Consider the following 11,860-nt stretch of genomic DNA (forward strand, 5'->3'; position numbering starts at 1 on the left):
CCACACCACGGGATGTCGGAGCACCGGCGAGCGCATGCCTGCGCTCATTCCACCAGCTCGAGCTCCAGGTCTACGTCCACGTCCGGGATGGCCTTGAACCCGGCCGGAACCTGCCCGGCGAGCTGCAAGATCAGGTTCGAGGTCGCGATCATGTGATCGGGCGCGGGGCTCAGCGACACGACCAGGCTTCCCTCTTGGAGTTCGTAGCGGTGGCGATCGTCTTCGCCAAGTTCGGCGTATTCCCCGGACCGCCAGCGGTCTCTGCAGCGACGACCCCGAATGCGACGGGTTCGGTACGGCAGTCATTACGACTCCTCACTACACCGATTGCGGCGATTACAGATCGTAGCGGAACGGCTTGTGGGCGCCGCCACCTGGGAAGTTGTCACGGATGATCTGCTGTGCGTGATCTTCGCTGGTAGATCGGCATGCGGGAAATGTCACCAATGCCACGAGGCGGCTCACATCCGCCCCGTTCGGTGCCCTAGGTTGCCTGGCATGCCCGCCCTCTCGAAGCCCGCAAACCGCCCCTGGGAGCGCCGCCCCCGACCCGCGCGCCCACCCGGCCCGCCCGGCCCGCCGACCCGAGCCGGTTGGCGCCCGAAGTAGCGCCGCCCCGAGCTCACTGCTCCGGGCCGCCCCGAGCTCACCGCTCCGGCTGGTGGCGGTAGAGCTCGGCGTACCGCTGCGCCCGCTGGGCGCGGACGGCGGCCCTCGCCTGCTCGCGCACCTCCTTGCCCGTGCCCAACGGGTAGCCGTGCTTGACGAGCCGGTACTCGCTGGTGTGCTCCAGGTACGACATCGAGTACCAGACCGCCAGGATCACGCCGCCCAGCACGGACATCGCCCGGATCCAGAACGGCCCCGGCAGCAGCAGGAAGAGCAGCCCCGGGGAGATCTGGACCAGGCTGCGCGCGAGGTGCCGCAGCACCCAGGCGCGGCAGGTGATGTCGTGCAGCACCCACTCGCGGCAGCGCTCCGGCAACCGCCCGCCGAAGGCGTACCAGATCCACTGCAACGGGTTGGGCCGGATTCGTCGGTCAGCGGCCACGTCCCCTCCCTTCGCCGAAGGCGTCCGAGAACACCGATATACTAATCATTAGTACGCTAATGATTAGCGTGACCGTCGGCACCCGGCCGGAAGGAACTCCCACGGTGAACCAGATCGACCTCGGCGAGGACCCGCTCGCCCTCGATCGCCAGGTGTGCTTCGCGCTCTCCGTCGCCTCGCGGAACGTCATCTCCGTTTACCGGCCACTGCTGGCGCCGCTCAACCTGACGCACCCGCAGTACCTCGTGATGCTCGCGCTCTGGGAGCGGTCACCGCGATCGGCGAAGGACCTCTGCGGCGCCCTCCAGGCCGATCCGGCCACTTTGTCGCCGCTGCTCAAGCGCCTCGAATCGATCGGCTACCTCGAACGGCGCCGCAGCACCGAGGACGAGCGACTGCTTGCCGTCGGGCTGACGGACAAGGGCCGGGAGCTGCGCGTCGAGGCCGAGAAGATCCCGTACCGCGTCGTCGAACTCCTCGACATGCAGGTCTCCGAACTGGAGCAGTTGAACGAGACGCTGACCAAGGTGATCATCGCGACCCGCCGCGTCCTCGACGCCGAATAGCACGCCACCAGTGGGCGAACCGCGCCGGAGGCTCGGCTGATCGGCCCGCAACCGCATCCGCCGAAGGGACGCCGCGCGTGCTTCGGCCGCCTGGCGTACCCGTCCAAGAAGGACGCTCCGGCGGAGACGGCGAAGTCTGTTCGTCGTCGAAGACGGCAACCCGGTGCTCAACCCGGCCTGAGGCGCCGCCGACCGGACGTCGTTGCCGCGCCGCGTATTCCGCCGCAGCACCGCTCTCCGGTGCGGGGGCGCCCGGTTCCTCGGAACAGGGTGTCCCTGTCAGCCGGTCGGGGTGCGAGATCCGGCCGAAGCCGGTCACCGGGGATGGCACACTTGGCCGGTGCGCGGACTGTGGGTGGGGCTGGTCGGGCTCGGAGCGGTCGTGGGGCTGCCATCCGGTTGGGCATTGGTGCGCAGCGTCGGACGCATCAAGGCGGTTCGCGACGTGCGCGCAACGGAGTTCGCGCTCGTGCTCGGCGCGGGAGTGCGCTGGGACGGCCTGCCGAGCCGGATCCTGCAGGGCCGGCTGGACGTGGCGCGCGCGTTGTTCGAGGCGGGCAAGGTCCGGCGGATCATCGTCAGCGGCAGCCCGGAATCCCGCGGGCACAGCGAGCCCGCCGTGATGCGGCATTACTTGGTGTCCCAAGGGATTCCCGTGTCCTCTGTGGTGCTGGACGAGTCCGGCGTGGACACTTGGTCCTCCTGCCGGCGTGCCTCCGAGGACTTCGAGCTGCGCGAGATCACCGTCGTGACCACGCGGTTCCACCTCCGCCGCGCGGTGGCGCTTTGCCGGCGCGCAGGCATCGACGCCCACGGCGTCGGCCACGACGCGGCCGCCGACGGCCTGCGCCGGGTCTCCGCCCGCGGCGCCCGGCGCGAGTTCCTCGCCACCACCAAGGCCTTCTGGTGGCGCCGTTGATCATCTCTGGGCGAAGGGCGTAGGGACCTCCCGCCAAGCCGGAGGCGCGCACATATCTGCAGGCGACCCGATCACGATTGGTGATCCGGCGTGACGCACAGCGAGGCTTCCGGGCGGAGGCAACCTGGGCGGAAGTTCCGGCGATATCAGCACGTCCTCGCCGAACAGGGATGTGATCATCTTGATCGCTCGAAGAGTCCGCGGCTGGTTGAGCGCGTGCTGCGTCGCGCTGTTATCAATCGGGCTGCTAGCGGCGTTGCCTGCGCGCCGCGCGGAAGCCGCCGTGCCGTCCGGTTTCGTCCTCCGCAGCCAACCCAGCGGGCAAGCCGCCTTCGACCTGACCGACTTCGCGTACCTGCCGGACGGCAGCATCCTGACCACCGGGAAGCAGGGCACCGTGGCGTGGGTGGCCGCCGACGACCGCACCCGGACCATCGCCACCCTCCCCGTCGAACCGACCCAAGACCTGGGCCTGACCGGCATCGCGGTGGCCCCCGACTACGAGACCTCGCGGCACATCTACCTGGCCCGCTCCGTTCCCGGCGGCACCGGCGGCTACCTGCTACGGCTCGCGCGCTGGACGGTCACCGGCGCCCCGGAACCTACCGGCCTCGCTGACGAACAGGTCCTCTTCGAATTCCGCAGCGCCAACGCGGTGCACGGGATGACCGGGATCGTGGCGGCCAACGACGGCACGCTGTGGGTGTCCATCGGCGACCTCTCCGACTTCGCCCGCACCGACCGCAACGCGCTGCAAACCATGAACCTCGACGCACCCAACGGCAAGGTCCTGCACGTCACCGCCACCGGCCAGGGCGTGGCGAGCAACCCCTACTACCAGGTGTCGGACCCTTCGTCGTGGCGCAGCCGGGTCTACGCCAGCGGATTCCGCAGCCCGTTCCGGCTTTCGCTGGACCCCGCCACCGGCACGCCGATCGTCGGCGACGTCGGCTACAACGACTGGGAGGAAATCGACCTCGTCCGGCCCGGTCAGAACTACAAGTGGCCCTGCTGGGAAGGGAACCACCGGACGCTGGGCTACGCGGACCTGCCCGAGTGCGCGTCGTCGGCGAACACCCCGCCGCTGTGGGAGTACGGCCACGGCGGCGGCGTCGACCAGGGCAACAGCGTCACCGGCGGCATCATCTACCAGGGCGAGAGCTACCCGGAGGCGTACCGGGGCGCGTACTTCTTCGGCGACTACACCACGAAGAAGATCTGGTCGCTGCGCTTCGACGCGCAGGGAAAGCTGGTGCGGGCACCGGAAAGCCCGCCGTTTGGCAGCGGCATCGGCGGTCCGGTGAAGTTCGCGGCCGCGCCCAACGGCGACATCGTCCTCGCCGACATCTACTCCGGCACGCTGCGCCGGCTCAGCTATCCGCAAGGCAACTCCGCGCCGGTGGCCGCAGCCGAGATCAGTACCGATCCGGCCACCCGCACGGTCACCTTCGACGGATCGAGATCGCAGGACTTCGACGGCGATCAGCTGACCTACCGCTGGGACTTCGGCGACGGCACGACCGGCGCCGGCGTGCATACCAGCCACACCTACCCGGACGGCGACCGGTTCACCGCGCGGCTGACCGTAACCGACCCGCTAAACGCGTCCGGCAGCGTCGACCTGCTGGTCGCACCGGCCAACAACTCGCCGCGCCTGGCTCTGACGACGCCTGGCACGCGCACCTTCGCCGTCGGCGAGACGGTGTCGCTCGCCGCGCAGGCCACCGATGTCGAGGACGGCACGACGCCGATCACCTGGACCAGCGCCGAGGTGCACTGCCCGGAGGAGGCGACCTGCCACCGGCATCCGGGAGTCGGCGGCACCGGCGAAACCTTCGAGGTCGCGTTCACCGATCATCCGGACTCGCGGATGGAGATCACCGCGACCACGACCGACAGCGCCGGGGTGCACAGCAGCCAGACCTATGCGGCCATGCCACGCGAACACCTGCTCACGTTGACCAGCAACGTGCCCGCCGTGCTGCAAATCCCTGCTGAGCGCGGGCGAAGCTCGTCGATGATCACCGAGGGCGCCACCTTCGACGTGATCGCGGCGGCGACGGCGACCGACGGCGTGGCGACCTTCGCCGGCTGGGCCGATGGCGTCGCCGACCGGTCTCGCGAGCTGATCATGGGCGTCGGCGACCTGACGCTCACGGCTCGGTACGCCACGCCCATCGACCGGCGCTACGAGGCCGAACCGGAGCTGCGGAACCTGCTCGGGCAGCCCACGGGACCGGAGATCGCCGAGGCCGGCATCCGCTATCGCAGCTACGAACGCGGGCGGCTGTACTGGACCGCGCAGACCGGCGTGCACTACGTCTACGGTGGAAACCTCGCGAAGTACCTGCAACTCGGCGGACACGGCAAATTCGGGCCGCCGACCACGGACGAACTGTCCACACCGGACGGTGTCGGCCGGTACAACCACTTCACCGGGGTGACCGCTGGCTTCCCGGCGTCGATCTACTGGAGCCCGGACACCGGATCGCACGCGGTGTGGGGCGCGATCCGGCAGAACTGGGCGGCGAACGGCTGGGAGCGGGGCCCGCTCGGGTACCCGACGACCGACGAGGTCACCACGCCAGATGGAGTCGGGCGGTACAACCACTTCTCGAAGGCGGGTTCGGTCTACTGGTCGCCTGGCTCCGGGGCCCATGCGATCTGGGGCGCGATCCGGGTGACCTGGTCGCAGCTGGGCTGGGAGCTCGGGCCGCTCGGCTATCCGACGACCGACGAGCTCACCACGCCGGACGGGGTGGGGCGGTACAACCACTTCTCTAAGGCGGCGTCGATCTACTGGACGCCTGGCACCGGCGCGCACGAAGTTCACGGGCGGATCCGCGAACGATGGTCCGCGCTCGGCTGGGAACGTTCGTACCTGGGCTACCCGAAGACCGGCGAGTTCGCCGTCTCGGGCGGTCGCCGCAACGACTTCCAGCACGGCTACGTCCAGTGGTACGCCGCGAACGACACGACGACGGACCGGAGGTACTGAACCACCGGCCAGACCGGACGGTGGTGCGCAGTTTCAGGGGATCATAGTTTCAATTGAAACTGTGATCACTGGACGACGATGGTGCCGACCGGGAGGCCCGGGTTGGCGGGCATGTCCAGAGGCGACGGCTTGGCGCCCGCGGCGAGGACGTGGGCGCCGAGCGCCGCGATCATCGCGCCGTTGTCGGTGCACAGGCGGGGGCGCGGCACGCGGAGCGTGATGCCCGCTTCCGCGCAGCGCTGGGCCGCCAGCTCCGACAGGCGGGAGTTCGCCGCGACACCGCCGGAGATCACCAGCGTGTCCACGTCCAGATCCCGCGCCGCGCGCACCGCCTTCGCCGTCAGCACGTCGGCCACGGCCTCCTGGAACGACGCGCACACGTCCGCCACCGGGATCTCCCGACCCGCGCGCTGCTCGGTCTCGACCCAGCGCGCGACCGCCGTCTTCAGCCCGGAGAAGGAGAAGTCGTACGCGGAGTCGCGGGGCCCGGTGAGCCCGCGCGGGAACGCGATGGCCTTCGGGTTGCCCAGCTTCGCCTGCTTGTCGATGGGCGGGCCGCCCGGGTACGGCAGGTCGAGGATGCGGGCCACCTTGTCGTAGGCCTCGCCGGCGGCGTCGTCGATCGTGGAGCCGATCTCGGTGATCTGCTCCCCGATGCCCTCCACCAGCAGCAGCTGCGTGTGCCCGCCGGAGACGAGCAGCGCCAGGCAGCGCTCCGGCAGCGGCCCGTGTTCGAGGGTGTCGACCGCGACGTGCCCGCCGAGGTGGTTGACGCCGAACAGCGGCACGCCCAGCGCGGCCGAGTAGGCCTTGGCTGCCGCGACGCCGACCATCAGCGCCCCGGCCAGGCCCGGCCCCGCGGTGACCGCGATTGCGTCCACATCGGACAGTCCGAGGCCGGATTCGTCCAGCGCGCGGCGCATCGTCGGGGCCATCGCCGCCAGGTGCGCGCGGCTGGCGATCTCCGGCACGACGCCGCCGAAGCGGGCATGCTCGTCGACGCTGGACGCCACCGCGTCGGCCAGCAGCTCGACCGTGCCGTCGGCGGCCAGTCGTACCAGGCCAACGCCGGTCTCGTCGCAGGAGCTCTCGATGCCGAGCACCACTCGGTCCGCAGTCATGACGCGTCCTCCGCAGTGAACGTCTCCGCAGTTTCCGCCGGGGATGCGGGGCGCCGCATGGTGTGCGCATCCGCCCCGGACGGCTGGTAGTAGCGCTTGCGCAGCCCGACGATCTCGAAGCCGTGCTTCCGGTACATCCCGATCGCGGCTTCGTTGTCGGTGCGCACTTCCAGGAACGTCGTCGCCCGCTGCTCGTCGGCTCTAACCAGCAGCACGCGCAGTAGCGCCTTGCCCACGCCGCTGCCCTGGTGCGCCGGGGCGACGCCGATGGTGTGCACCTCGGCTTCGGCGTGCGGCGCGCGGCCGACGACGGCGAGCCCGGCGTACCCGATCAGGTGCTCGTCGATGTATGCGCCGACGTAGAAGTGGCCCTCGTCGAGCTCCGCGGCGAACGCGGCCCACGACCACGGGTCGTCACCGGGGAAGAGCACCTGCTCCAGCTCCGCGCAGCGCTTCAGGTCGCTGCGGCGCAGCTTCAGCACCCGCAGCGCGGTCGTCGCGCGGTCGGTCACTTCCCACCCCTGGTCAGCACGGATTTCCGCTTGCCCGGCGCTTCGGCATCCGGCCGCCGCAGGTAGAGCGGCACCAGCGGGGCAGGTTCGGATTGCAGCACCGCGCGCGCCGCCGCGACCAGCCCCACCGGAGTGGGGTAGCGCGGCCCGACGACCTCGATGCCCAGCGCCTCGGCCATTTCCCCTGCGGCCACGCCGAAATCGCCGGTCGGGACCTCTGCCGGGCGCTGCACGTGCGGCCCGTCGATCCGGGTCCGCGCGGCGTCGTAGGCTGCCCAGTAGACCTCCTTGCGGCGCGCATCGGTGGCGACCAGCAAGGGGCCTTCGGCGGCGGCCTGCGCGGCGATCGCATCGAGGCTGCACACGGGGTGCACGGGGTGGCCGCAGGCCTGGCCAAGCGCCGCTGCGGTGGCCATCCCGACGCGGAGGCCGGTGAACGGGCCGGGGCCGGAGCCGACGACGATCGCATCGGCATCGGCGAGTTCGCGCCCAGCCTCGGTCATGACGTCCACCAGCTGCGGCATGAGCAGTTCGCCGTGCGCACGCGGGTTGACCGTGACGCGCTCGGCGAGGACGCGCGGCGAACCGTCGTCCAGGGCGACCAGCCCGGCCGTGACCGCGGGGGTCGAGGTGTCCAGCGCAATGACGAGCACGGTTACTCAGCGTACGTCAGCCCTGGTCACCGGGGTTACGTGGGGACCACCACGCCCCCTCTCGCGTGCCCCGGTCAGGACAGCGGCCGGTCCCGGACCGCGGTGCCGCGTTTCCGCAGGTCCGGGGCAGTGAGCGTTTCGCGTCGAGATGGAGACGTCGTCTGGCGAGGACAGCCCCGGCATGGTGTGGCATCCATGAGTCGGGGATCCCGCAGTCCAGACGACGTCCGAGGATCCGCTACCCGCACCGCCTGCACCACCCGCCCCAGCACCACCTCGTCGCGCACCACCACCGCATGTGCGCCGCGTTGTTCCCTGCTGGCCAGGGTGATCAACGCGTCCACCACGGCGCGGTCCGCCGCGTCTCGGGTGCCGAGCGCGAAGGGCCAGCACCGTCCGCATCGGACGCTCGAACTCCGTCAACGGCTCGACGAGCTCACGCCCGGCTCGACGTCGCGGAGCGCCGTCGCAAGAGCACCGAGATCGGCTAGCTGCGTAGGTGGGCTGAGCGGCTGGCACCGCTTCAAAGACGAAAGCCCGGCCTACCACACCCCGAACGACCACTTCCCAAACAGCTTCTACAGCGAACCAATGGGCGCATGACACCATTGTGGACCTGCTAGCCACCCTGACGGGTGAGCAAATTCCCTTGCGGTGCGGTCGTTTCCACCCCCGGGCCGACGATCTGCTTGCCGCGCAGCCAGGTTTCGCGCACCACGCCGGCCAGCGGACGCCCGTGGTACGGCGAGACCGGGTTGCGGTGGTGCAGCTTGTTGACGTCGACGACGAACGCGTCGTCCGGCGCGAACACGCAGAAGTCCGCGTCGTTGCCGACCGCGATGGAGCCCTTGCGCTGCAGCCCGGCGAGGTCGGCGGGCTTGCGGGACATCCACTGCACGACGTCCGCGAGGCCGTGGCCGCGCACCCGCGCCTGCGTCCACACCGCCGAAAGGCCCAGCTGGAGACTGGAAACCCCGCCCCAAGCCACGCCGAAGTCACCGATGTCGAAGCGCTTGAGCTCTGGGGTGCACGGCGAGTGGTCGCTGACCACGCAGTCGATGATTCCGTCGGCCAGGCCCTGCCACAGCAGTTCGCGGTTGCGGGCTTCGCGGATCGGCGGGCAGCACTTGAACTGGGTGGCGCCGTCGGGGACCTCCTCGGCGCTGAAGCTCAGGTAGTGCGGGCAGGTCTCGACGGTGACCCGGACGCCGTCGGCGCGCGCGGAGGCGATCATCGGCAGCGCGTCCGACGACGACAGGTGCAGGATGTGCACCCGCGCCCCGATGCGCCGAGCCAGCTCGATGACCTGCGCGATCGCCACGTTCTCGGCGCCGCGCGGCCGGGAGTTCAGGAAGTCGCCGTAGGTCTCGCCGTGTGCCGTCGGGGCGTGCTCGATGGCGTCGGAGTCCTCGGCGTGCACGATCATCAGCGCGTCGTAGCGGGCTAGTTCGCGCAGCGCCTCGTCCAGCTCGGTCGGGTTCAGCGGCGGGAACTCATCAACCCCGGAGTGCAGCAGGAAGCACTTGAAGCCGAACACGCCGGCCTCGTGCAGCCCGCGCAGCTCGGCGAGGTTGCCATGCACCGCCCCGCCCCAGAAACCGACGTCGACGTGCGCCTTCTCGCGCGCCGTCTTGCGCTTGACCTCCAGCGCGCCGGTGTCGATCGTCGGCGGCAGGCTGTTCAGCGGCATGTCGAGGATGGTCGTGACGCCGCCGGCCGCCGCGGCGCGGGTGGCGGTGTCGAAGCCCTCCCACTCCGTGCGGCCCGGGTCGTTGACGTGCACGTGGCTGTCGACCAACCCCGGCAGCAGGACCTCGTCCTCGGCGAGCTCGATGGTGTGGGCGGCATCGAGCTCGGCGTCCAGCGGCTCGACGGCGGCAATGCGGCCGTCGTGCACGCCGACGCTGCCGGACGTCTCCCCGTTCGGGCCGATGAGCCGTCGCGCGCGGAACACGACGTCGAACGCCCCGGTGGTTGGTTCGGGCAACGCGGTTACCTCCTAATCACGGCATTCAACAAAGTGTTGAACCTAGGTGTCGCCCAGGTCAAGGACCAGTGCTCTCGACTTCTGCTCCCGGACCGAGCCGGTGACCCGTGCGCGCTTCCGGGGCTACGGCACCCGAAAGTTTCGTATCGTGAAGTATACTTATCGTTAATTGGAAGTTTCCTGGAGAGACGCGCGCCCGTCAAGGGGGCAACGGCGGGGCATCGATTCAGCGCAGCGCCGCATGGGTAGCCCAAAACCCATTCTTCACGCTGGTCATGAATTCGCATTTACCCAGGTATCGACACGGGCAGCCTGTTTGTATGCCGCATCCCAAATCACCCGGCTCCTCCGTCCCCGGTGTTCGCCGACGAGGTCGGCGCGCCCCGGATGCCGAAGCTCTTCGAGCACTACGAGATCCCCACTACCGTCGAGCGCAAGCTGGCCGCCGAGCGTCCGCCACAACCGCGACGCGACCCTCCGCCTCCTCTTCGGCGACAGCTGGGATTCCCGCGCTGGACGCGCGGCGAACAGCTGGAGCGAACGGCCCATTCGGCCCGCCTATCGAGGCGAACAGTCCGTTCGCTCCACACGAGCGCGGCAGAGGCTTTCTTGGAAGTGCTCGTCCGAAGTGTGTCTTTGAAGCGGCGCAGCCGCTTGGCCTGTCCCCGCAACTCGCACCGCCGCGGGTTCTCAGACGTCGTCTCGCGAGGACAGACCCGAAGCCGGACATGCGCAAATCGGGGATCCCGCAGTCCAGGCGGCATCCGAAGTTCCGCACCGCAAAGCAGGACCAGTCTGGAAACAGCACCTACAGGCGGTCTTGGGCGAGTCGTTCGCCGAGGTCGGCCAGGAGGGTGGCCGCTTCGCGGATGCAGCGCTGCGGGTCGGATTCGATGTCGGTGAGGGCGTAAACCGCTTCGATGCCCGCTTCGCGCAGGCGTTCCGAGGTGAGCTGGCAGCGGCCCGCGATGGCGACCACGGGGACTCCCGCTTCGACGGCGCGGGCGGCGACTCCGGCCGGGCCCTTGCCGTGCAGGGTCTGCTCGTCGATGGCGCCCTCGCCGATGATCACCAGGCCGGCTCCGTCCAGCCAGCGGTCGAAGTCGATCAGCTCCAGGATCACGTCGACGCCGGGCCGCATCCGCGCGCCCAGCACCGCGAGCGCCCCGTAGCCGACGCCACCGGCAGCCCCGGCGCCCGGCTGCTCGGCGACATCACGACCGCCGGCGGCCAGCACCGCGCTCGCCCAGCGCCCCAGCGCCTCGTCCAGGAAGCGGACCTGCTCCGGGTCCGCACCCTTCTGCGGCCCGTACACGTGCGCCGCGCCACGCTCGCCGAGCAGCGGATTGTCCACATCGGACGCGAGGACGAAGTTCGTTTCGGCCAGCCGGGGATCCAGGCCGGACAGGTCCACCGCGGCCACTCGGGAAAGTGGTCCACCGCCTGGGGGCAACGGGTTATCCGCAGCGTCCAAAACCCGCGCCCCCAGGACGGTGAGCATTCCGGCGCCGCCGTCGGTGCACGCACTGCCACCGACGCCCAGCACCACGTTCCGCGCGCCCGCGTCGAGCGCCGCCAGGATGGCCTCGCCCGTTCCCTCGCTGGAGGCCGCCAGCGGGGCGAGCTCGTCCGGGTCGAGCAGCGCCAGCCCGGAGGCCGAAGCCAGCTCCACCACGGCGGTTTCGCCATCGATCGCGATCTCGGTGTCCACCGGCTCGCCGACCGGGCCCGCGACCCGCACCGGCACCGGCACGTAGCCGCTGGCCAGCGCCGCTTGCACGGTGCCATCCCCGCCGTCGGCCACCGGTGCCAACCGCACCTGCACGTCGGGGCGGACCCTGCGCAGACCGGCGGCCACCGCCTCGGCCACTTCCGGCGCGGTCAGCGAGCCCTTGAACTTGTCCGGCGCGATGAGGACGGGACCAGGCACAACCAACTCCGATCGATAGGGCGGCATCCTCCGCCGAGACGCCCGGCACGTGCTCGGCGGAGGACACCAAGGGGTCGTTCGGATATTCCACCCGAAGGACCCCGTCCTTGGGAAATGCGGGGC

At 70.2% G+C, this 11,860-nt stretch carries 11 protein-coding genes; 3 read left to right on the forward strand and 8 right to left on the reverse strand.

The annotated features are described in order from the left end of the window. Window positions 1-44: 44 nt before the first annotated feature. Together SSPN_RS62010 and SSPN_RS0140140 are read right to left on the reverse strand one after the other, a co-directional pair. On the reverse strand, window positions 45-179 hold the full coding sequence (locus tag SSPN_RS62010) for a hypothetical protein (RefSeq protein WP_272941804.1): 135 nt from the start codon (window positions 177-179) through the stop codon (window positions 45-47). Window positions 180-646: 467 nt separating this feature from the next. Beyond that, window positions 647-1,051: a DUF5313 family protein gene (locus SSPN_RS0140140; RefSeq protein WP_029536211.1), complete on the reverse strand. Its 405-nt coding sequence runs from the start codon at window positions 1,049-1,051 to the stop codon at window positions 647-649. A gap of 59 nt (window positions 1,052-1,110) precedes the next feature. Here SSPN_RS0140140 and SSPN_RS0140145 point away from each other — a divergent pair, with 59 nt between their 5' ends. From SSPN_RS0140145 to SSPN_RS0140155, 3 genes are all read left to right on the forward strand, one after another. Then, entirely contained in the window at window positions 1,111-1,617 is a 507-nt protein-coding gene (locus SSPN_RS0140145) for a MarR family winged helix-turn-helix transcriptional regulator (RefSeq protein WP_044577212.1), read from the forward strand. Between the two features lie 382 nt (window positions 1,618-1,999). Further along, on the forward strand, window positions 2,000-2,536 hold the full coding sequence (locus SSPN_RS0140150; protein ID WP_237710969.1) for a SanA/YdcF family protein: 537 nt from the start codon (window positions 2,000-2,002) through the stop codon (window positions 2,534-2,536). A gap of 172 nt (window positions 2,537-2,708) precedes the next feature. After that, window positions 2,709-5,534: a PQQ-dependent sugar dehydrogenase gene (locus SSPN_RS0140155; RefSeq protein ID WP_010316120.1), complete on the forward strand. Its 2,826-nt coding sequence runs from the start codon at window positions 2,709-2,711 to the stop codon at window positions 5,532-5,534. Between the two features lie 65 nt (window positions 5,535-5,599). Here SSPN_RS0140155 and tsaD read toward each other — a convergent pair whose 3' ends face one another. The 6 genes from tsaD to SSPN_RS0140180 all read right to left on the reverse strand — a co-directional run bounded on the left by tsaD (window position 5,600) and on the right by SSPN_RS0140180 (window position 11,764). After that, entirely contained in the window at window positions 5,600-6,655 is a 1,056-nt protein-coding gene (gene tsaD / locus SSPN_RS0140160; protein WP_010316122.1) for a tRNA (adenosine(37)-N6)-threonylcarbamoyltransferase complex transferase subunit TsaD, read from the reverse strand. Continuing rightward, window positions 6,652-7,143 (reverse strand): ribosomal protein S18-alanine N-acetyltransferase, encoded by a 492-nt coding sequence (gene rimI, locus SSPN_RS0140165; RefSeq protein ID WP_029536214.1) that lies wholly within the window; start codon window positions 7,141-7,143, stop codon window positions 6,652-6,654. Before rimI ends, tsaD begins: the two co-directional genes overlap by 4 nt. A gap of 20 nt (window positions 7,144-7,163) precedes the next feature. Then, window positions 7,164-7,820: a tRNA (adenosine(37)-N6)-threonylcarbamoyltransferase complex dimerization subunit type 1 TsaB gene (gene tsaB, locus SSPN_RS0140170; protein ID WP_010316126.1), complete on the reverse strand. Its 657-nt coding sequence runs from the start codon at window positions 7,818-7,820 to the stop codon at window positions 7,164-7,166. Between the two features lie 74 nt (window positions 7,821-7,894). Continuing rightward, on the reverse strand, window positions 7,895-8,167 hold the full coding sequence (locus SSPN_RS56100) for a hypothetical protein (RefSeq protein ID WP_143539422.1): 273 nt from the start codon (window positions 8,165-8,167) through the stop codon (window positions 7,895-7,897). Window positions 8,168-8,439: 272 nt separating this feature from the next. Continuing rightward, window positions 8,440-9,807 (reverse strand): allantoinase AllB, encoded by a 1,368-nt coding sequence (gene allB, locus SSPN_RS0140175; RefSeq protein ID WP_010316127.1) that lies wholly within the window; start codon window positions 9,805-9,807, stop codon window positions 8,440-8,442. 808 nt (window positions 9,808-10,615) lie between these two features. Continuing rightward, complete coding sequence (locus SSPN_RS0140180; RefSeq protein ID WP_202799014.1) at window positions 10,616-11,764, reverse strand: glycerate kinase; 1,149 nt, start codon at window positions 11,762-11,764, stop codon at window positions 10,616-10,618. Window positions 11,765-11,860 lie beyond the last annotated feature (96 nt).

This window comes from Saccharopolyspora spinosa NRRL 18395 (assembly GCF_000194155.1).
Lineage (GTDB): Bacteria > Actinomycetota > Actinomycetes > Mycobacteriales > Pseudonocardiaceae > Saccharopolyspora > Saccharopolyspora spinosa.